Genomic DNA, 22394 nt, shown 5'->3' with positions numbered 1-22394 from the left:
TTACATACAATAAAACCATACAAAAAAAAACATCTGCTGGATAATATACCCAACAGATGAATCAAATTTGAATATTTTATAAGACAGCTAATAAAACAAAGTTTAATATAAATAATCCTGCAACTATCCAGATAATTGGATGAGTTTCTCTTGCCTTACCTCTTACTGTTTGTACTAAACAGTGGAATATAAAACCTGTAGCTATACCATATGAAATGCTATATGATAAGGCCATAAATGCAGCTGCAAAAAATGCTGGTATGGCTTGATCAATATCTTCCCATTTGATATCAGAAAATGAAGCAATCATCAAGAATCCAACTATAATCAAGGCTGGCGCAGTTGCTTGATTTGGAATAGCTGAAATATATTTTGCGAAAAATGCACTCAATATAAAACAAATAGAGGTCACTACTGAAGTAAGACCAGTTCTTCCACCCGCCCCTATTCCTGCTGCTGACTCCACATAAGTAGTTGTATTTGATGTACCAAATACTGCCCCTATTGAAGTAGCTGTAGCATCAGCAAATAGCGCCTTGTCCATTTTCGAAGAGAAACCTGGATTGTTTTCTAAGGCTCTAGTATCTTCTTCTGAGAATATTCCTGTTCTTATACCTGTACCTATAAAAGTACCGATAGTGTCAAATGTATCAGACATTGAAAATGCAAATATAGTAATAAGTACTAAAGGTAATTTTGTTAAATCTGTAAATAATGAAGGAAGTCCTTCACTTGTAAAAATCACCCCAAAGGTTTGTGGTAATTGTGATAAGGCTTCACTAAAGCCCATTGTATTTGCAGTTGTCGTTACTCCAAAAGGTATTCCTATAAGAGCTGTCAATATAATTCCTATAAAAATACTTCCTTTCACATTTAATAAATACAATATAACTGTCACAAATAATCCAATTAAAAATACATATAAGCCTGAATTATTGATGGTAGATAAGGCTGGCACACCTGATTCAAAATTTATAAGTCCAACATTTAAGAATCCTAGATAGGCTATAAAAATACCAATACCACCACCAATTGCATTTTGTAAATACTTAGGAATGGCTGTTATAATCACCTTCCTTACTTTTGTAACTGTAATTAAAATATTGATAATTCCACAAATAAATACCATTGACAAGGCTTGTTGCCAGGTAAATCCTAATTGGAAACATACAGTGTAAACAAAAAATGCATTTAGTCCCATTCCTGGAGCTTGGGCATAAGGAACATTCGCAACCAAGGCCATTACTAGGGTCCCGATTACTGACGCTATAATTGTAGATAAGAATACAGCACCCCATGGCATACCAGACTCTGCCAACATAGTTGGATTAACTATGATTATATATGACATGGCAAAGAATGTTGTAATTCCAGCAATAATTTCCTTAGAGATATTAGTATTATTCTCCTTTAGTTTAAAAAACTTTTCCATAAATCCCTCCAAATAAATTTTAATGATATTGAAGTAATATCATTAATCTATAAAAATTATATAATAAACACGAACTATATTCAATTATGTTTTATAATAGTTCGTGTTTTGTTTGAATTTATTTAATTATTTTAATTTAATACTAAATTGTACCTGCTTTTAAAACTAATTTCCCGCTATCCATGTCCATCGATTCTATCTGGATTAGTGATTTTGTATGTATTTTTTGTACAAGTCCCTTGTCCTTGTATTCGCATAAGACATAAGCTGCAAGAGTTTCTGATTCAAATATTTCAACAAGTGAAGCCAGTCCATTGATAGAGCCTCCACCCCTAAAGAAATCATCTACTATTAACACTTTAGAACCAGATTTTATACTATCTCTACCAACTTCCATATTTTTAACTAGGTTAGGACTTGACTGAGACCTATATTTCACAGAAACAGTTGAACCCTCAGTAATTTTAGATTCTTTTCTCGCAATCACAATAGGAATCCCCAGTTCATAGGCTATAGCTTGAGCTAGACTTATGCCTTTTGTAGCAATCGTAAGAACATAGTCAATTTCATCAAATTTATGCCTGCTGGCAATTATTCTTCCTATTTTTTTCAAATAAACAGGATTTGTAATTATATCTGATAGATAAAAATAGCCCCCAGGAAGAATTCTCTTTGGATCATTTAACTCATCTATCAACTCATTTATATATATTTTTTCCTCTTCTTCAGAAATATCTGTTATATATCTAACTCCTCCATTTATCCCAGAAACCGTCTCAATTAAACCTGCTTTATTTAAGTCAAAAGTTTCCTTTACTATAGCGATATCTTCACTTATAGAGGACTTCGCACAATTAAATTTTTGGGTAAATTCCCCAAGAGGAATTATCGTATTTGGATTACTTAATAAAGTTCTTGTTATTTCAACTATTCTTACACTTCTTTTCATTTTATCTACCTCTTTTACGAATATTAAATATATTATAGATGAATTGTTCGTGTTTTTCTAGTTTTTTATTAAAGTCAGCTTTCTTCTTATTCATATCAATCATATATAAAAACAAAAAAACAAGCTCATACTTGAGAGCTTGTTCTTAGGCTATACAAAATTCTAATATTATTCTAGTGATTATTTCATCCATGGTTCTTTTTGAGGTCTTCCTCATTTCTTCACCTTCATAGCAAAGATGGTGGATTTTTAATAAATCATCCATTTCAAATCTTCTTACAAATCTTTGGAGTTTTCCATATTCGTAATTTCCAAGTCCACAATATGACTGACCTGTTTGCATGTTAATTCTTTTCTGTTCACAATCCTTTACACAAATCATATTTCTTATCTGCCTTATAATCATGAAATATATCATGACCTTATCTTCACCATCCATGGTTTTATAGGCTGATAAAGCTTTTACCGGATCTTTAGCAGACATGTAATCAAGCAAGCCAAAGATTTTTTCTTCAAAGCTATCTATGATAGATTCTTCTATTTCATCATAAGAAGGCTGGCTTGACTTAATATTGTTAGCTAATTTATTTAATTCGTTTTCAACCTCAAATAAATTTTTACTTGCATCCCTATCAAGATATCTGAGTCTATCAACTATCAAACTTGTTGACCTAAAATCTAACCTTACACCTTTCGATAAAAAGTATTTTTGAACAAATGAAGTAAATTTATTTTTATCTAACCTTGTGAATGTATAAAGATCACCATGTTTGATAAGATTTTTTACAAATTTTCCTTTAAATAACTTGTCTCCCCTATATATAAAGAAGATATAGGTTGAGGAATTAAATTTTTCAAATTTTTCACTTATAAAATCTAATATAGCTTCATTCTTTTTTAAAGAATCTTTGTTTATATCAAAGCCTTCAATTATAATAAGCCTTTTATCAGACATGAAAGGCAGGGTTTCAACACTAGTATCAAATATATCTCCGTCTAAATCAGAAAAATTAATTTTTTCATAATTAAAATCTATAAATTCTTCACCTAGGAAGTCTTTAATTAAAACTTTATTTGCCAAATCCATAAAATATGGTTCATCAACATGTATTAAATTTATATTTTTCAATTTGTTATTGTCTATGTTTTTTAATAAGTCTATGTAATCCATTTTTACCTCTATACTTATTTTAGCATATAAATTTCTATATTTTACATTATATATATTAGCTTTATTTATGCGACAAGAGACAAATGTTAATATTTTTTAATTTTTAAATTGTTTTCATATTTCAAATCGTCGCTGATTTTAGGGCTTAGATTATACTCTAAGAAAAAATCTCTGAAAGCGTTGGCTTTTTTTTATAAAGAATGCATTTCTGGTTAGATATTTAGCTATTTTTTGTGGTATACTCATTTTGTATAGAATGCACTTTTTTACGTGCAACAGATAATTCACGGAGGATGAAATGACTAAAAAAGTTATTGAAATGCTCGATATCACAAAAACCTTCCCTGGGGTTGTAGCTAACGAAGATGTTACTATCAACCTACACGAAGGTGAAATTTTAGCTTTGTTAGGAGAAAATGGAGCTGGTAAGTCTACACTTATGTCCATTTTATTCGGATTATATGAGCCTGATTCAGGTACAATCCGTGTTAAGGGTAAAGAGGTAGATATTACCGACCCAAATGAAGCTACAAAATACGGTATCGGTATGGTGCACCAACACTTTAAATTGGTACAAAATTTTACAGTTCTAGAAAACATTGTCCTAGGAGCAGAAACAACCAAGGGTGGTGTATTACAAATGAAAGAAGCTCGTAAGAGGGCTATGGAAATATCTGATAGATATAATTTCAATATAGATCCAGATGCTTTAATAGAAGACATAACTGTTGGTATGCAACAAAGAGTTGAAATCATCAAGATGCTTTATAGGGACAATGATATTTTAATATTTGACGAACCTACCGCAGTTTTAACTCCACAAGAAATCACAGAGTTACTTCAAATAATGAAAAAACTTGTTGCTGAAGGTAAATCAATCATATTTATCACCCACAAGTTAAATGAAATCAAGGAAGTAGCTGATACCGTTACAGTACTTAGAAAAGGTAGATTAATCGGTACAGTCCCTGTATCTTCAGTATCAGTTGAAGAAATGTCAGAAATGATGGTTGGACGTAAGGTTGATTTAAACTTTGAACTTGGTACTCCTAAACTAGGTGACAGAGTTCTTAGAGTAAGAGACTTGACAATCGACCATACTTTAGCTGGTCAAAAAGAACTAAAGGGTCTTAACTTTGATGTAAGGGCTGGAGAAATTGTATGTATAGCCGGTATAGATGGAAATGGTCAATCAGAATTAGTTGAATCACTTTCAGGTCTTATTGACAATTACACAGGTACTATTGAATTAAACAATGAAGATATTTCAAAGAAAAATATAAGATTTAGAAATACCCATGGTCTATCCCATATCCCAGAAGATAGACATAAACATGGTTTAATCCTAGATTATGACCTACAAAAAAATATGGTATTACAACAATACTTCGAACCAGCCTTCCAAAATGGTGGCTTCATCAAATTTGATGAAGTTAGAAATTATTCTGAAGTATTGATTGACCAATATGATGTTAGAGCAGGTAAGGGACCAGACACAATTACTCGTTCAATGTCTGGTGGTAACCAACAAAAAGCTATAGTAGCTAGAGAGATTGAAAGACCTCATGATCTACTTATAGCTGTTCAACCAACTCGTGGTTTAGACGTTGGTGCTATAGAATATATCCATAGCAGACTTATAGACGATAGAAATAACGGAAAGGGTGTTTTGCTAATATCATTTGAACTAAATGAAGTGCTAGGTATTTCCGATAGAATCTTAGTTATGTACGAAGGTCAAATAGTAGCTGAAGTTACTCCAAGTACAACTACAGAACAAGAACTAGGTCTTTATATGTCTGGTGCAAAGCGTATGGAGGTTAAAGTAAATGACTAATAAACATAAAAAAGGAGCCGGTATATTTAGAGCCGCTGCCCCTTCAATAATAGCAGTATTAATAGGTTTAGTTGTTGGTATTATAGTAATAGTAGCAACTAATCCAGAACAAGCAGCAAATGCTATACCTAAATTTTTCCAAGGACCTTTTACACGTGGTTTAACAGGATTTGGTGACTTACTTTACCATATGACACCATTGTTATTCACCGGTTTATCAGTAGCCTTTGGTTACCAAACTGGACTATTTAACATTGGTGCTTCTGGTCAATTCCTAGTTGGTGGATTTTTAGCAATCCTAGTATCAGCTAAATTAGAAGCAAGTGTAAGTCCAAGTGTTTTATGGATAGTTGCTTTCTTAGTTGCTGGTATAGGTGGAGCTTTAATGGGGGCCATAGTAGGTGCCTTAAAGGCTTATAGAAATGTTAACGAAGTTATCACATCTATCATGCTTAACTATTCATCCATGTATTTAGTTAACTATTTAATTAAAAGATTAGGTCTATATAACCAATTACACAACAATACAGTGTCGATTGAAACGCATATACCTAAGATGGGCTTAGATAAAATTTTCCCTGGAACAATTTCTGGTGGTGGATTTATCCTAGGAGTAATAGCAGTTATTATTATTTATATTATATTAAAGAAAACTACCTTTGGTTATGAATTAAAGGGAGTTGGATTAAATAGACATGCAGCTAAATATGCTGGTGTTAACGAAAATAAAGCTATAGTATTATCAATGGCAATAGCTGGCGCTCTTGCTGGTTTTGGTGGAGCTTCCCTATACTTATCAGGAGCTGGTAACCACTTAACAGTACAAGAAGTTATCCCAGCGGAAGGTTTTGATGGTATAGCCATTGCTCTATTAGGATTAAATGAACCTGTTGGTGTATTCTTATCAACAGCACTGATTTCTTACCTAAAAATGGGTGGTCAAGCAATACAAACATATGGTTATGCTCCTGAATTAATCACAATGGTTATTTCATTTATACTTTATGTATCAGCCTTATCTGTATTATTTAGGCAATTATTAAGCAAGAAAAATAAGGACGAAGGTTCAAATATCAACGCTGAAACTATAGAAAATACAACAGCTCCAAACCTTGATAAAACCGATGAAGTAGTGGAAGGAGGAGATAAATAATGAACGCTTTATATTTCTTATTACAACAAACTATGTACTTCTCAATTCCCCTATTAATAGTAGCTTTAGCAGCTATGTTCTCAGAAAGATCAGGGGTAATAAACATTGGACTTGAAGGTATCATGGTAATGGGCGCCTTTGCTGGTACTATTTACCTACACTTTTCAGGCGGAGAAACTGGAAATACACAATTCAACTTATTTATTGCAATGCTTCTAGCAATTGTAGCTGGAATTATATATTCATCACTACATGCTTTTGCTTCTATAAATATGTTAGCTGACCAAACAATTTCAGGTACAGCTATAAATATGTTTGCCCCAGCATTCTCTATTTTCATAGCAAGATCAATGGTAGGTATCCAACAAATTGCTTTTACAGGTGCATTTAGAATAGATAAAGTTCCAGTATTAGGTGACCTTCCATTTATTGGACCGATACTTTTCCAAAACGCTTATATTACTACTTATATAGGATTCGCTATATTAATAATAGCTTCATTAGTAATCTACAAGACAGCATTTGGACTAAGATTAAGATCAGCTGGTGAATTCCCTCAAGCAACTGATGCAGCCGGTGTATCTGTTAAAGGTATCAGATGGTCAGGTGTTTTAATATCAGGAGCCTTAGGTGGACTTGGTGGATTAGTTTATATCATTCCAATATCAACAGAATTTAACGCTTCAGTAGCCGGTTACGGTTTCTTAGCTATAGCTGTATTGATATTTGGTCAATGGAAGCCAGGATATATTGCTTTAGCAGCCTTCTTCTTCGGTTTATTGAAAGCCGTATCAGCTGCTTACACAGGCATACCATTCCTAGCAAACTTAAATATTCCTCAAGTTGTATACCAAATAATGCCTTATATTGTAACAATACTTGCCCTAGTATTTACATCTAAAAAGTCAGCAGCTCCATCTGCTGCAGGTGTACCATTTGATAAGGGTAAGAGATAAAATAAAATTTTTAAGACCAAGATGCTAATTTATCTTGGTCTTTTTTTGTCTATTTTGAGACGTTTTTACAGTTAAATATTTTTAATAATTCCTTTGTAAACACTTACATTTAATGACAAAAAAAATTGCTTATGCTATAATATATTATGTAAAGAATCTTAGTAAACTAGGCAGAGATGCTTTATAAAACATTGTAATTTTCTAGGAGGAAAAAACATGAATATGAAGAGAGTTTTATCTCTATTATTGGCTTTAGTACTAGTATTATCATTAGTTGCATGTTCAAATGGTGGTAAGGAAACTGGTAAAGAAACTGTAAAAGAAACAGGTACAGAAACCGGTAAAGAAACCGGTAAAGAAACTGGTGCAGAAGCAGGTAAAATGGAATTAGATGACAATTCATTATACCTAATCACAGACTTAGGTACAATCGATGACAAGTCATTTAACCAAGGTTCATTTGAAGATTTAGAACAATTCGCTAAAGAAGCTGGCGTAAAAGCTAACTACTTAAGACCAGCTGGTGAAGGTAAACAAATTTATAAACAAGCTATTGATCAAGCTATAGCAGCTGGAGCAAAAATTGTTGTAACACCTGGTTACCTATTCGAGGAAGCTGTAGGTCAAGCTCAATCTGAACATCCAGAAATTAAGTTTATAGCAGTTGACTTTGAACCAAAAATAAGTAAGACAGAAGTAAAAATCGCTGAAAACACAACAGCTGTTTTATATAAAGAAGAACAATCAGGTTTCTTAGCAGGTTATGCAGCAGTTAAAGATGGTTACACAAAATTAGGTTTCATGGGTGGGGTAGCAGTACCAGCAGTTATTAAATTCGGATTTGGATTTATAGCAGGTGCTAACCACGCAGCAGAAGAATTAGGAACAAAAGTAGAAGTTAAATACAACTATACAGGTTCATTCGAAGCTAAACCAGAAATCCAAACAATGGCATCATCATGGTTCCAAGAAGGAACTGAAGTAATCTTCTCTTGTGGTGGTGGTATTGGTTCATCAGTACTTAAAGCTGCTCAAGATAACAAAGCTGTTATGATTGGTGTTGACGTAGACCAAAAAGATATGGGTCAAGAAGTTATCACATCAGCTATGAAGAACTTACAAGGTTCAGTATACCTAGCAACAAAAGAAGCTGTTGAAGGTCAATTCAAGGGTGGACAAGCTCAAGTTCACGGTGTTGAAACAGAAGGTGTTCAAATTTCTGAAGACTTCTCAAGATTCAAAACATTCACAAAAGAACAATATGACGAAATTTACAAGAAATTAGTTGATAATGTTGATGGTGTAACAGACAACATTCCTAACGATATTTCAAATGCAAACCCAGAATCATTTGCAGATAAGATGGGCGCAACAACAATTAAATATATCGAAAACTAATAAAATAAATTAATTACTAAGATTATAAAGCGTGTGGATAATCCACACGCTTTTTATATACTAAAAAAACTGGATATAAAATCCAGTTTTTTCTATAAATCTTTTATATTTAACCTATTGATAGCCTTTTTAAGTTCAAGTTCTGCCCTATCAAATGAAGAGGAATCTTTAGCTTCTTGAAGTCTTCTTTCTGCTTCTTCCTTTGCTCTGATAGCTCTCTCTTTATCTATCTCTTCTCTCCATTCAACGGCATCTGAGATTACGACTATCTCATTGTCTTTCATAGTTAGATATCCACCTGCAATTGTAGCAAATCTAAAGTCTCCATCTTTCTTTATTTTTAAATAAGAAATTTGTAATGAAGCTACCATTGGTAGATGATTTTTTAATATAGCAAATTCGCCTATTTCTGATTTTGCTATAAGCATATCAACAGTATCATTATAAAATTCTCTATCAGGAGTAACAATTTTCAATCTTAATTCATCCATTGTTACCTCCTACTTGTCTTTATTAGCTTTTGCCACCACATCTTCTATTGTTCCACAGTATAGGAAGGCAGATTCAGGTATATCATCATGCTTACCATCTAAGATTTCTTCAAATCCTCTAATAGTTTCTTCCAATGGAACATATTGTCCTTGGTAGCCTGTAAATACTTCTGCTACATGGAAGGGTTGTGATAAGAATCTTTGGATCTTCCTTGCCCTAGCAACTATGATCTTATCTTCTTCTGACAATTCATCCATACCTAAGATAGATATGATATCTTGCAAATCTTTATACTTTTGCAAGGTTTCTTGGACTCTTCTAGCTACATCATAGTGTCTCTTGCCCACTGTATCTTCATTTAAGATTCTAGATGATGATTCCAAAGGATCTACAGCTGGGTAAATACCTAATTCTGATATAGATCTAGATAAAACAGTTGTAGCATCTAAGTGGTTAAAAGTAGTAGCTGGAGCTGGGTCAGTCAAGTCGTCAGCTGGAACATATACTGCTTGTACTGATGTAATAGAACCATTTTTTGTTGATGTGATTCTTTCTTGTAGTTGTCCCATTTCTGTTGCTAAAGTTGGTTGGTAACCTACAGCTGAAGGCATACGTCCTAGCAAGGCAGAAACTTCTGATCCTGCTTGGGTAAATCTAAAGATGTTATCAATAAATAATAGCACGTCTTTATTTTGTTGGTCTCTGAAATGTTCAGCCATTGTCAATCCTGTTAAAGCAACACGCATTCTAGCCCCTGGTGATTCGTTCATTTGTCCAAAAACTAGAGCTGTCTTGTCTATAACACCTGACTCAGTCATTTCATAGTACAAGTCATTACCTTCTCTTGTTCTTTCACCAACACCTGTAAACACTGAATATCCACCGTGTTCTGTAGCAATATTATTTATTAATTCTTGAATAAGTACTGTTTTACCTACACCGGCACCACCGAATAGTCCAACCTTACCACCCTTTGCATATGGACACATAAGGTCTATAACCTTTATACCAGTTTCAAATATTTCATTAGCTGGTTTTAGATCTTCAAATTCTGGAGCCTTGTTATGTATAGGTGCTCTTTCAGCGTTTTCAGCTATTTTTTCTTTTTTATCAATTGTTTTTCCTAAAACATTGAAAAGTCTACCAAGGGTTTGGTCACCTACAGGTACTGATATTGGTTTACCAGTATCTATAGCTTTGTCTCCTCTTTGTAGTCCATCGGTTGATGTCATTGCAATACATCTTACAGTATCATCCCCTATATGTTGGGAAACTTCAGCTACTACCTCTAAATTATCTTTTTTGATAACTATAGAGTTTAGTAGTTTTGGCAAAGAACCTAAAGAAAATCTAATATCAAGCACTGGTCCTATAACTTGGACTACCTTACCTATATTTTCTTTTTCCATAACTTTCCTTTCTATCTAATTAAGAGCCTCTGCTCCACCAACAATTTCAGTAATTTCTTGAGTGATTGCTGCCTGTCTTGCTCTATTATATAGTAATTCTAATTCTTCAACTAATTCTTCTCCATTTGTTGTAGCCGATTCCATAGCATTTGATCTTGATGCTTGCTCGGATACAGCAGATTCTAAAATAGCTGAATAAACTGTTACATTAATATATTGTTTTATCATCCTTGTTAATACAGAATGAGCTGATGGCTCAAATTCATATTCTATATTTAAAGAATGGTCTTCCTTAGTCTTGTGATGGTCGAAACCTGAAGCAGGTAATAATTTCACTGTTTTAGGTTCAAAACTCATCATTGATTTAAATTCTGTATAAACAAGGTATACTTCATCAAATTCCTTATCTATAAAGGCTCTTGTGAAATATTCACCCATTACTGCAGCATCTTCAGCCAAGGGTTCTTTGGATATATGTGAAAAGTCGATATTGGCTTTGATGCCATTTCTTCTAAACAATCCCAAAGATCTGATACCGGTAGTAAATACCTTGGTGTTTACTTCCGGATCACTTTGTATAGTCTTTAAAGATTCTTTGACTACATTATTATTGTAGCCACCAGCTAGACCCTTGTCTGATGCTATAACTATAACAGCCCTATTTTTAACTGGTCTTTCTTCCATCAAGGCTGTAGTTTCATTAACAGATCCTAATATTTCATTGATGTTTTGATAAACTGTATCAAAATAAGGCTTGGTATTTTCCAACCTAGTCCTTATTTTTCTTAACTTAGCAGAAGCAACTAATTGCATGGCATTAGTAATTTGCATAATGGAATCTACACTTTGGATTCTTCTTCTAATATCCTTTTGATTAGCCATTTATACCTCTTTCTAAGCAAATGTCTTCTTGTATTCTAAAATCGCTTCTTCTATTTCCTTTTTGATTTCTTCATCAAATTCTTCACTTATAATTCTATCTCTTAATTCATAGTGACTATTTTGCATATATTCATGCAAACCTAGCTCGAATTCTTTTACCTTGTCAACAGCTATGTCATCTAGGTGACCTTCTGTTGCAGCATATAAGATAACAACTTGGTCTCTAACATCAACTGGTGAATCTTGAGCTTGCTTCATAACTTCCATCAATCTTTCACCCTTGTCTAGGGTTTTTTGAGTAGCTGGATCTAATTCTGACCCAAATTGAGCGAAAGCTTCTAATTCTCTATATTGAGCTAGTTCAAGTTTGATACCACCTGATACTTTTTTCATCGGTTTCAATTGAGCTGAACCTCCAACTCTAGACACTGATAGACCAGAGTTAACAGCAGGTCTTTGTCCTGCAAAGAATAATTCAGATTCTAAGAATATTTGCCCGTCAGTAATTGAAATTACGTTTGTAGGAATATATGCTGATATATCCCCATCTTGGGTCTCAATTATAGGTAGGGCTGTGATTGATCCACCACCTAATTCATCTGATAATTTAGCTGCTCTTTCTAGCAATCTTGAATGTAAGTAGAAAACATCACCTGGGTAAGCTTCACGTCCTGGTGGTCTTCTTAATAATAATGACATTTCTCTATAGGCAACAGCATGTTTTGACAAGTCATCATAAACTATTAAAACATCCTTGCCTTGGTGCATGAATTCTTCAGCCATAGCTACACCTGAGTATGGCGCAATATATTGTAAAGGAGCTAATTTAGCTGCAGATTCTGATAAAACTATTGTATAATCCATAGCGCCTTTTTCTTCAAATAGTTCCACTATTCCGGCTACTGTGGATTCTTTTTGTCCGATAGCTACATAAATACAAATAACATCTTGTCCCTTTTGGTTTAAGATGGTATCTGTAGCTATGGTTGTCTTACCTGTTTGTCTGTCACCAATGATTAATTCCCTTTGTCCCTTACCAATTGGTATCAAGGAGTCTATAGCCTTTATACCAGTTTGTAGAGGTTGGTTAACTGACTGTCTTTCAATAACTTCTGGAGCTGGTGATTCTATAGGTCTATACTTGTCTGTCTTTATAGGGCCTTTGCCATCTATTGGCTGTCCAAGAGCATTTACTACCCTACCTATAAGGGCATCCCCTACTGGAACATCCATGATCTTACCAGTTCTCTTAACCTTAACTCCTTCTTTTAATTTTGAATCATCCCCTAGTAAAACAACACCAACGTTGTTTTCTTCAAGGTTTAAAGCCATACCATAGGTTGAGCCTTCAAATTCTAATAGCTCACCTGCCATAGCATTTTCTAGTCCATGAACACGAGAAATACCATCACCAACTTCGATTATTGAACCTTCTTCAAAAACCTCAGTATCTTGATCATACTTATCAATCATTGATTTAATGACTGATGAGATCTCTTCTGGTTTTAATTTCATCTATTCACCTTCCTTTTTCAAGCGAGCCCTTAGGTTTTCTAGTCTATTTTTAACTGAATTTTCAATCCTATTACCTTCAATATAAATTGACACACCGCTTATTAACGATTCATCAATTTCATTTGTTAGCTCTACTTGTTTTTTATATTTTTTCTCTAATGTATTAACCAAGTCATTTATATCAGAAGAATCAAGTTTACTTGCGGAATACACTACTCCTTCCATAATACCTTTTTCTTCCTTATATCTTTGGTTATAATCCCTAATTAAATCAATTAAAATTTCAAATCTAGACTTATCAACTAGTACATAAAGTAGGTTGATCACATCCTTGTCAAAACCATCAAACAACTTGGCAAGCAATTCTTTTTTATCATCCTTGCTTACATTTGGGTTGGAAATAATTTGATTAATTTCTTTATGGTCTTTTAAAATGTCTTCTATCTCTTTTAATTCTTGCCTATTTTGGTCTAGTTTGTTTTTTTCTTTAGATAGTTCGAAAAAAGCTTCTGAATAAACTTTAACAACTTTCTCATTCATAAGTTTTCTCCAAATCCGATATCAAGGACTTTACCATCTCCTTATCAGTATTTGTACTTGTTTTTTCTTTAAGCAATTTTTCTGTTGCTGAAAGAGCTATATCAACTATTTCATCATTCATAGATTTCATAGCTTTTTTCTTTTCATTTTCTAGTTTTATCATACCCTTGTCGTATTCGTCTTGGGCAAGTTGTCTAGATTCTTCAACAGCTTTAGATTTTATATCTTCGCCATATGCTCTGGCCGAAGATATGATTTCTGAAGATTCCTTCCTTGCTTCTAATATTTTAGCTTGGTAGTCTTCATTCATCTTTTCTAATTGCTTATCGGCTTCTTCTTTTGTTTTTACACCATCTTCGATATAAGCTTTTCTTTTAGCCAATAACTCTTGAACGGGTTTAAAAAGAAAATGTCTAAGTACTAAAAATAGGATGGCTGTTGCCAAAAGGGTTTGACCCATATTGACAAAATCAGGGATTACATTAATTTTAATACCCATTTATCCCCCCTAGTTTTAATTATACTAATGGTTGTAAAACTACTAATATTATTGCAATGATTAATGCGTAGATACCTGTTGTTTCTGCAACAGCAGCACCTGTTAGTAATACTTGGATAATATCTGACTTAGCTTCTGGTTGTCTACCAACTGCTTCTACAGCCTTACCAGCTGCGTATCCTTGTCCAACCCCTGGACCTATACCACCTAACATAGCGATTCCAGCACCTAATGCTGACATACCTAATATGAATGCTTCACTTGAAATATTTCCCATTTTTTCCTCCTAATTAATTTGTTCTTTCTCCAATTGCTCCATTTATATTTATCATGGTCAACATGACAAATACAAACATCTGAATTAACCCTGAAAACACATCAAAATATACGTGTAAGGCTGGTGCTAAGAATGGTGTAATAAATACTGATAAACTATTCAAAGCACTATAAGCTAGGGTTGTAACTATTAGACCTGATAAGATATTACCAAATATCCTAAAGGACAATGAAATAGGTGTTGATAATTCTCCCAACAAGTTTATTGGGAATAAGAATCCTAAAGGTTCGAAATAGCCTTTTATGTAGCCACCTATACCGTTGAATCTAATATTGTTTATATGCATCAGTGTAACTGATACTAAAGCCATAGCTAAAGCCACATTATAATTTGATAGAGGTGGTTTTAGTCCCACCAAACCAAGCAAGTTTGACACTGCTAGAAATATTACTAAGGATCCAATATATGGAACAAATCCAAGATTGGCCTTTCCCATTGTTGATTCAACTAATTTTTCTATAGTTTCAACAAACATTTCGCCTAGAAGTAGCAAACCCTTTGGGTTTTCACGAAAATCAGCTCTCTTAGCCTTATACCCAATGATTATACCTAGTATGGATAAAACAATACATACTATAGTCACATTTACAATCTCAGGTTGTATAGTGTAGGTATTTCCATTAAGCATAAAATCTATGCTAATGTCCATTTTTCCCTTCCTTTCGATTACTAAAAAGAGTATACAAGTTATTTATATAAAGGGTGAGTTTGATATTCATCAGGGCAAACCCTGTAGTATATAAATTAAATAAACTTGATTTTGTAGCAAAAATTAATACCAATCCAGCTATGGTAAACCTTATAAAATAATTGGCCACCATATACCTTTTAGCCTTATCTTGAGGCTTATCAATAGCAACAATAACGTTGTAGTATAGGAGTCTAAAAAATACAATTGAAAGACCTCCACCTAATATAAGACCTAAGATAATTTGGATTTTTTGATTAAAAAAAACAAGACAAATAATGATCTCAAATAAAAGCAAAAATAAACTTTTGTAAATTATCGAATTTACATATTTATTGTTTTCTTCCACTTTGATCTTCACCTTTCTTGTTTTTATCCGTAGCGGTAAGCAACTTATAAACATTTAAGAATCCCGCTAGAACTCCCAAAATAATGAATATAAGTGAAAATAACATCTTAAATCCCAATTTGTTATCAAGCCACCTACCAATTAGCAAGGCTAAAAATATAGGTGAAACCATGCTAAAAGCTACTTGCGTGATTAATACTAAGTTTTGCATAAATCTCCTCTTATAAATTACATTTTATAATATATAAATGTAAATAGCAATTACATTATTATATATACCCATTTGTGGTGGGAATAATAATTTTTGTTGGAGATTTTGAGGATTTAGGTTTGGGGTTGTTTTGGCTGGATTTTGGAGTTTGGCTGTTGAGAAGGTTTAGACTAGAATTTAGGGTTTCAGTTTGGTTGGGGATCTTGGGGATTTGGAGATTTGGGATTTTTGGTTTTTTTGGATTTGGGTTGTTGCAAATGGTCGTTATGGTCTGGAGAATTAATCATTGAAATTAAGTTTTAGAATGATCAAAGTAAGGAATAGTTAAAGAAAAGATGTAATTCAAATTCTGACTATTGGCTGGCTTAAATTTGTTCAGAAAAAGGCTATGTTAAATATCTGAACTAGTCTTCGGGTCAAAACTTGTTCAAGAAAAGATAGCGGTTAAAATCTGAACTAGTCTTCGGGTCAAAACTTGTTCAAGAAAAGATAGTGGCTAAAATCTGAACTAGTCTTCGGGTCAAAACTTGTTCAAGAAAAGACAGTGGTTAAAATCTGAACTAGTCTTCGGGTCAAAACTTGTTCAAGAAAAGACAGTGGCTAAAATCTGAACTAGTCCTAGCTGCAAAAATAGTTCAGGATAGGACGAGGTGCAAATCCTGAACTAGTCCTAGCTGTAAGAATAGTTCAGGAAAAGGCGAAGTCTAAAATCTGAACTATTCCCTGAATTTACAAGTTTAATTTTTAGATATAGGCCTTGAGGACTTCATGTAAATTCGAACCTCGTTTTTTATTTACATTAGTTTTCCGCAATTTTTTCATGTAAATTTAAACTTCTTTCGTGTTTTACATGATAAGCTTTTTCTGATTTATTTTTTTGCTTTTCTATAGATTTGGCGCATTGTTAGAAAATTTCCAATTTTTGTGCCAATTCTGAAGTTCTCCTAGGTTTACTTTGGCGCATATTCCAACTTTCCTCTCTTTTTTGCGCCATTCTCAAAGCTCTTCTCTAAAATAATTGGCGCAAATCATAATCTTTTCTTCTATCTTGCGCCTTTCTTAAAAATTCTTCAAATCAATTTTGGTGCACATCTCAACTTCACCTCTATTTTCCGCCAAAACCCAATCTCCCATCTTCACCCATCCAAAACACCACAATACACAAAAAAGAAGCTGCGAAATTTTTCGCAGCCTCCTCTTTTACATCATCCAACTAGGACAATCTTACTAATTCAATTTTTACTGTCTTATCATTTAATTCTTCAGCTTCTGTGTCTAAATCTTTTCTTTCTAGTTTTTGAGCTAATGTTTCTTTCATTATTTCAGCTCTGTGTTTTTCAAGTGCGGAGCTTAATTCGTCATCAGATTCATAATAGATTTCGATTTCGTCTGTTACTTCAAAACCGGAAGCTTTTCTTTCTTGTTGGATCTTAGAAATAAATTCTCTCATGTAACCTTCTTCAATTAGCTCATCGCTAAGTTCTGTATCAAGGATTACATAGACATTTTTATCCATTGCTATGTCGAAGCCTTCTTTTGAAGATATTCTTACTTCCACCATATCCTTAGAAATTTCTATAGATTCACCTTGTAGGTCTAAGGTCACTGGACCTTCTTCTAGCTTATCTATAAATTCTTTTGGATTTTCTATTGATTTCAAGTTCTTAGCAAATAGGCCAATCTTCTTACCGAGGCTTGGACCAGCCACTGGGAAGTTTGGTTTCAATTCAAAGTTCATATAGTCAGATAGATCAGCTGCAAAGACAACTTCTTTCACATTTAATTCTTCCTTGATTAAATCTGACAAGTCTCCTATCAAGTCTTCATAAGTTTTATCTAATAGGATTTCTGAAAGTGGTTGTCTTACCTTGATTTGAGCATCTTCTCTTGAAGACCTACCCAAGTTTACCACCTTTCTTACTAGGTCCATTTTTTCTTCTAATTGTGAATCTATCAATGATTCGTCAACTTCTGGAATCATTTCTAAGTGAACTGATTTTCCATCTGTTAACTTGTCATAGATTTCTTCAGCAATAAATGGAGTGATTGGAGCCAATAACTTAGCCAATCCTAGCAATACTTCATATGTTGTATTGTAAACTGATTTCTTATCATCATTTATATCTGACTTCCAGAATCTTCTCCTATTTCTTCTTATATACCAGTTTGAAAAATCTTCTACTAAAAATTCTGTAATAGCCTTAGATACTGCTGTATATTCGAAAATATCCATTTTTTCATTGTAGTATTTTACCAATGAGTTGAATTTTGACAATAGCCATCTGTCTATTTCGCTTCTGTCCTCATAAGCTATATTGAAACTTCTTGGATCTATGTCATCTGTGTTTGCATATAATTGGAAGAATGAATAAATGTTTCTAAAGGTTCTAAATAACTTAGATTGAACTTCCTTAACCCCGTCTTCATCAAATTTTGTTGGCACCCAGGCTGGTGACACAAATATTGAATAAAATCTTACGGCATCAGCCCCATACTTGTCGAATAGAGCGAATGGATCCAAGGTATTTCCTCTAGATTTAGACATCTTTTTACCTTCTTTGTCTAAAACTAATTCATTTACCAATACATTTTTATAGGCTGGTTTTCCTGTATACATTGTTGAGATTGCCATCAATGTGTAGAACCATCCCCTAGTTTGGTCAATACCTTCACAAATAAAATCTGCTGGGTATAGACGGTCAAAATTTTCAGTGTTTTCAAAAGGATAATGGTTTTGAGCAAATGGCATAGCACCTGAGTCAAACCATACATCCATTACATCTGGTACCCTTGTATAAATTGTTCCCTCTTCATCTTTTAGATGAATGTTGTCTACATGAGGTCTGTGCAAGTCTAAAGTTTCTATATCTATATCTTCAACTGCCTTTTCCTTCAACTCTTGTCTGGAGCCAACAGTCATGATTTTTCCATCTTCACTTCTCCAAACTGGTAGAGGTGTACCCCAGTATCTTTGTCTTGAAATTGCCCAGTCTTTTAAGTTTTCTAGCCAGTTACCAAATCTCTTTTCCCCCACTGAGCTTGGAAACCAATTTACTGTATTGTTATTTACAATCATCTGGTCTTTAACCTTGGTCACAGCTAAATACCAAGAAGGTTTTGAATAATAAATCAATGGAGTATCACATCTCCAGCAGTGTGGATAGTTGTGTTCCATTTTTTGTTTAGAATAAATCTTGCCTTCTTCTCCTAAATAGATAACTATATCAAGATCGGCTTCCATTACTTCTCTACCTTCCCATGGAGTTCCTATAAACTTACCATCTTCATCAACTAGGTTTAACATGGGTAAACCATATTTTAATCCTGTTTGGTAGTCATCCTCACCAAAGGCTGGTGCAGAGTGAACCAATCCTGTACCATCTTCGATGGAAACATAGTCGGCAAGGGTAATGAAGAATGCTTTTTTATTCACTTTTCCAAATGGTAGAAGTTGTTCATATTCTAGATATTCTAAGTCCTTACCCTTCATTTCTTCTACTATTTCATATTCACCTTCGCCTAAAACTTTGTCAGCTAGTGCTTTTGCTAAATAGTAATATTCGTCATTTTGCTTTGCTTTTATATAGTCTATGTCTGGACCAGCTGTAATAGCAACGTTAGAAGGTAGGGTCCATGGTGTTGTTGTCCATGCTAGGAAATATTCATTTTCACTATCTTTTTTCTTAAATTTAACTGTAGCAGTTTGTGATTTTATTTCCTTATAACCTAGGGCAACTTCGTGGGAAGCAAGTCCTGTACCACATCTTGGACAATATGGTAAAATTTTTGCCCCTTCATATAAAAGTCCTTTTTTGTTGAAGTCATCTAATAGGTGCCATACACTCTCGATATAGTCATTGTCCATGGTTATGTATGGCTTGTCCATATCAGCTAAAAACGCCATCCTATCTGACATGTCCTTCCACATGCTTGAATAGGTAAATACTGATTCCTTACATACCTTGTTAAAGGCTTCTACCCCATATTTTTCAATGTCTTGCTTGGAATTTAAGCCTAGCTTCTTTTCAGCTTCGATTTCTACTGGCAAACCATGGGTATCCCAGCCCGCTTTTCTTTCTACATAGTATCCCTTCATGGTTTTGTATCTTACTGTCATATCCTTTAGGGTACGAGAAATAACGTGGTGAATGCCTGGTTTACCATTCGCTGTTGGTGGTCCATCATAAAACACATAGTGCGGACCATCTTTTCTTGTTTCTGTGGAAAGATTTAATAAATTTATATCCTTCCAATATTTAGATGTGGCCTGTTCTCTATCTTTAACAGGACCATCATTTAGTGGTTTAAATGCCATCTCTACTCCTTTTCATCAAATAAAAAAATCGCCTCAGCCTAAGCTGGGACGATTATACCGTGTTACCACCCAAATTCACTATAAAAAATAGTCTTCATTAAGCTTAACGTAGCCAATACGAGTCTTCCTACTAGATTCAAAAGACCATCTCCTAAGTGATCTTCACTTATATCATCCTGGTTCTTTCACCAACCGAACCCTCTCTAAAGTCAAAATATAAGCTACTTTCTTAATCATAGATTTTAATTATTAATATCTAATATCATAGTATTATTCAAGATTTTTGTCAATTTTATATCGTAATTTCATGCAAGTATTGCAATAATACCCAATCCTATTTTTTGCTAGGATCTAGCAGACCCCTGCAATGTAAACTTATGTGTTTAATTGGATCATTTTCACAATCAGGATTTCTTGCAGTTGATATCCTTCTTCCATAAAATATCAATACATGGTGGGCCTTGGTCCACATTTCTTTAGGTAATAATTTCATCAATTCCTTTTCAGTATCTTCAACATTGGTGGTATCAACCAAACCTATCCTATTTGCACACCTGTGGACATGAGTATCTACAGCAATAGCCGGCTGGTCAAAGGCTGTAGATAAAACTACATTGGCAGTTTTTCTACCTACTCCAGGAAGTTTTATCAGGTCTTTCATATTATCGGGAACCCTACCATCAAAATCTTCTATTAACATGGTTGCCATGGCCTTTAAATTTTTAGCCTTGGTCCTATAAAGTCCAATGCTTTTGATAGCCTCTTCTATGTCTTTTATATCTGCATTTAAATAAGATTCTGGATTTGGATATTTATCAAATAATTTAGGAGTCACCTTATTAACCTGCCTGTCAGTTGTCTGAGCTGATAGCAAAACTGCACATAAAAGTTCAAAGTCGTTTGTAAAGTCAAGCTCCGGACCAGCATCAGGAAAATAGTCGAATAAAATCCTCATAGCCTCAAGTTTTTCTTCTTTACTAAGTCTTGCCTTGTTAGCCATCACTCCTCCTTTTCTACTTTATAATTATGGTTATTTGTTCTATAATGAATTATAACACATTGCTAGCTTTAGATTTACGGAGAAAATTATGTTTAACTTATCAAAAAAAGACTTTAAAAAAATAGATTCTATTCTTGTATTTACACTCTTAGCCTTGGTAGTTTTCGGACTAGTGGTCCTCTCTTCAGCTTTGACCCCCTTGAATAGAACTATCAAATCACAATTACTCGCCACCATAATTGGTGTATTCTTAATTTTATTTATATTCTTACTGGACCTCGATTTTTTAAGAAAGATTAAATGGGTCTTTTACGCCCTATCAGTTGGTCTTATAGGATTGACTATAGTGAAAGGTGTCGGAGGTGACCAATGGGGTGCTAATCTTTGGTTAAAAATAGGACCTATAAACTTACAACCCTCTGAAATATCAAAGGTATTTCAAATAATATTTTTATCAAGCTATATAGGTGAAAATAAAAACAAGGTAAATACATGGAAATTCATTATTTCCTATATAATTTTAGGGGCTATACCAGTAGGGTTAATAATACTTCAAAACGACCTGGGTACAGCTCTAGTACTTGCCTTTATAACGGTTGTGATGCTATTTGTTTCAGGCATATCCTGGAAAAATATATTGAGACTTTTAGCTATATTTTTAGTTTTAATGCTTATAGCCCTCCCCTTCATTTGGGATAAATTAGCTGGATACGCTAAAGATAGAATATTAGACTTTAGGGATGATTCTAGAAACCTTGCAGTATCAACCCACCAGACCGATAGGGGTATCATAGCCTTGGGATCTGGTTTATTGACTGGCCGAGGCTATAAGCAGGGTCCATTCACACAAAACTCCTATATACCGGCCCAAGAAACCGACTTTATCTTCCCAGTTTTAGTTGAAGATTTCGGTTTTATCGGCGGTGCTAGCCTAATAATCTTATATGGAATCATGCTCTGGAGACTTTATGTAATAGCCATGAATGCAGACGAGCTTTACCATACCAGCTTTGTAATCGGAGTTTTTGCCCTCCTATTTATCCATATATTTGAAAATATAGGTATGACCATGAAAATAATGCCAGTTACAGGTATTCCTCTTCCTTTTGTTTCTAGTGGAGGTACCTTCCAAATGATCAATCTTGTATTAATGGGCATCATTTTATCAATAAGCATGCAAAGAAAAGGATTAGACTTTTAGAAAATAAAAGACTAACTATATGAAGTCAAGTATAAAATAAATAACTTTATGAAAGATATA

Annotated in this window: 20 protein-coding genes and 1 other annotated feature; of the genes, 5 read left to right on the top strand and 15 right to left on the bottom strand. The window is 33.8% G+C overall.

Annotated features, from left to right (window positions below; translation table 11 throughout):
* Positions 1 to 76 precede the first annotated feature (76 nt).
* From Q0U66_RS01730 to holA, 3 genes are all read right to left on the bottom strand, one after another.
* Positions 77 to 1432 carry an NCS2 family permease gene (locus tag Q0U66_RS01730; RefSeq protein WP_297376847.1) on the bottom strand — a complete coding sequence of 452 codons (1356 nt, stop codon included), beginning with the start codon at positions 1430 to 1432 and terminating at the stop codon, positions 77 to 79.
* Positions 1433 to 1574: 142 nt separating this feature from the next.
* The gene (purR, locus tag Q0U66_RS01725) at positions 1575 to 2381 is read right to left on the bottom strand and encodes a pur operon repressor (RefSeq protein ID WP_297376845.1); all 807 of its coding nucleotides are present in this window, start codon (positions 2379 to 2381) and stop codon (positions 1575 to 1577) included.
* A gap of 145 nt (positions 2382 to 2526) precedes the next feature.
* Positions 2527 to 3552, bottom strand: a complete 1026-nt coding sequence (gene holA, locus Q0U66_RS01720) for a DNA polymerase III subunit delta (RefSeq protein WP_297376842.1) — start codon at positions 3550 to 3552, stop codon at positions 2527 to 2529.
* A 298-nt stretch (positions 3553 to 3850) separates the two neighbouring features.
* Here holA and Q0U66_RS01715 point away from each other — a divergent pair, with 298 nt between their 5' ends.
* The 4 genes from Q0U66_RS01715 (at position 3851) to Q0U66_RS01700 (ending at position 8896) form a co-directional block, all read left to right on the top strand.
* Positions 3851 to 5389, top strand: a complete 1539-nt coding sequence (locus Q0U66_RS01715) for an ABC transporter ATP-binding protein (protein ID WP_297376840.1) — start codon at positions 3851 to 3853, stop codon at positions 5387 to 5389.
* Positions 5382 to 6542: an ABC transporter permease gene (locus tag Q0U66_RS01710; protein WP_297376837.1), complete on the top strand. Its 1161-nt coding sequence runs from the start codon at positions 5382 to 5384 to the stop codon at positions 6540 to 6542. The genes Q0U66_RS01715 and Q0U66_RS01710 overlap by 8 nt, the downstream gene beginning before the upstream one ends.
* Complete coding sequence (locus tag Q0U66_RS01705; RefSeq protein WP_297376835.1) at positions 6542 to 7498, top strand: ABC transporter permease; 957 nt, start codon at positions 6542 to 6544, stop codon at positions 7496 to 7498. Before Q0U66_RS01710 ends, Q0U66_RS01705 begins: the two co-directional genes overlap by 1 nt.
* Before the next feature lie 222 nt (positions 7499 to 7720).
* Positions 7721 to 8896, top strand: a complete 1176-nt coding sequence (locus Q0U66_RS01700; RefSeq protein WP_297376833.1) for a BMP family ABC transporter substrate-binding protein — start codon at positions 7721 to 7723, stop codon at positions 8894 to 8896.
* A 92-nt stretch (positions 8897 to 8988) separates the two neighbouring features.
* Here the strand turns inward: Q0U66_RS01700 and atpC are convergent, their stop codons facing one another.
* The 12 genes from atpC to nth all read right to left on the bottom strand — a co-directional run bounded on the left by atpC (position 8989) and on the right by nth (position 21133).
* Entirely contained in the window at positions 8989 to 9387 is a 399-nt protein-coding gene (gene atpC, locus Q0U66_RS01695; protein ID WP_297376831.1) for an ATP synthase F1 subunit epsilon, read from the bottom strand.
* A 9-nt stretch (positions 9388 to 9396) separates the two neighbouring features.
* Positions 9397 to 10797 carry a F0F1 ATP synthase subunit beta gene (atpD, locus tag Q0U66_RS01690; protein WP_297376829.1) on the bottom strand — a complete coding sequence of 467 codons (1401 nt, stop codon included), beginning with the start codon at positions 10795 to 10797 and terminating at the stop codon, positions 9397 to 9399.
* Between the two features lie 15 nt (positions 10798 to 10812).
* Entirely contained in the window at positions 10813 to 11679 is an 867-nt protein-coding gene (gene atpG, locus Q0U66_RS01685; RefSeq protein ID WP_297376827.1) for an ATP synthase F1 subunit gamma, read from the bottom strand.
* A 12-nt stretch (positions 11680 to 11691) separates the two neighbouring features.
* The gene (atpA, locus tag Q0U66_RS01680; RefSeq protein ID WP_297376825.1) at positions 11692 to 13194 is read right to left on the bottom strand and encodes a F0F1 ATP synthase subunit alpha; all 1503 of its coding nucleotides are present in this window, start codon (positions 13192 to 13194) and stop codon (positions 11692 to 11694) included.
* Entirely contained in the window at positions 13195 to 13734 is a 540-nt protein-coding gene (gene atpH / locus Q0U66_RS01675) for an ATP synthase F1 subunit delta (RefSeq protein WP_297376823.1), read from the bottom strand.
* Positions 13727 to 14233, bottom strand: coding sequence for a F0F1 ATP synthase subunit B (gene atpF / locus Q0U66_RS01670; RefSeq protein WP_297376821.1), 507 nt, complete (start codon positions 14231 to 14233; stop codon positions 13727 to 13729). The genes atpH and atpF overlap by 8 nt, the downstream gene beginning before the upstream one ends.
* 19 nt (positions 14234 to 14252) lie before the next feature.
* Positions 14253 to 14510: an ATP synthase F0 subunit C gene (atpE, locus tag Q0U66_RS01665; RefSeq protein WP_297376819.1), complete on the bottom strand. Its 258-nt coding sequence runs from the start codon at positions 14508 to 14510 to the stop codon at positions 14253 to 14255.
* A gap of 13 nt (positions 14511 to 14523) precedes the next feature.
* On the bottom strand, positions 14524 to 15219 hold the full coding sequence (locus Q0U66_RS01660) for a FoF1 ATP synthase subunit a (protein WP_297376817.1): 696 nt from the start codon (positions 15217 to 15219) through the stop codon (positions 14524 to 14526).
* On the bottom strand, positions 15209 to 15607 hold the full coding sequence (locus tag Q0U66_RS01655; protein WP_297376815.1) for an ATP synthase subunit I: 399 nt from the start codon (positions 15605 to 15607) through the stop codon (positions 15209 to 15211). Before Q0U66_RS01655 ends, Q0U66_RS01660 begins: the two co-directional genes overlap by 11 nt.
* Complete coding sequence (locus Q0U66_RS01650; protein ID WP_103981324.1) at positions 15591 to 15818, bottom strand: AtpZ/AtpI family protein; 228 nt, start codon at positions 15816 to 15818, stop codon at positions 15591 to 15593. The genes Q0U66_RS01655 and Q0U66_RS01650 overlap by 17 nt, the downstream gene beginning before the upstream one ends.
* A gap of 1213 nt (positions 15819 to 17031) precedes the next feature.
* Positions 17032 to 20133, bottom strand: a complete 3102-nt coding sequence (gene ileS, locus Q0U66_RS01645) for an isoleucine--tRNA ligase (RefSeq protein ID WP_297376812.1) — start codon at positions 20131 to 20133, stop codon at positions 17032 to 17034.
* A 41-nt stretch (positions 20134 to 20174) separates the two neighbouring features.
* Positions 20175 to 20379, bottom strand: a binding site (T-box leader).
* An 88-nt stretch (positions 20380 to 20467) separates the two neighbouring features.
* Entirely contained in the window at positions 20468 to 21133 is a 666-nt protein-coding gene (nth, locus tag Q0U66_RS01640; RefSeq protein ID WP_297376810.1) for an endonuclease III, read from the bottom strand.
* A gap of 88 nt (positions 21134 to 21221) precedes the next feature.
* Between nth and Q0U66_RS01635 the strand changes: the two genes are divergently transcribed.
* Entirely contained in the window at positions 21222 to 22334 is a 1113-nt protein-coding gene (locus tag Q0U66_RS01635) for an FtsW/RodA/SpoVE family cell cycle protein (protein ID WP_297376809.1), read from the top strand.
* Positions 22335 to 22394: the final 60 nt, after the last annotated feature.

Origin of the sequence: uncultured Helcococcus sp., from assembly GCF_946998255.1 — a bacterium.
Lineage (GTDB): Bacteria > Bacillota > Clostridia > Tissierellales > Peptoniphilaceae > Helcococcus.
The sequence above is the reverse complement of the archived record's forward strand: the minus strand, read 5'-3'. Positions and strand labels throughout refer to the sequence as shown.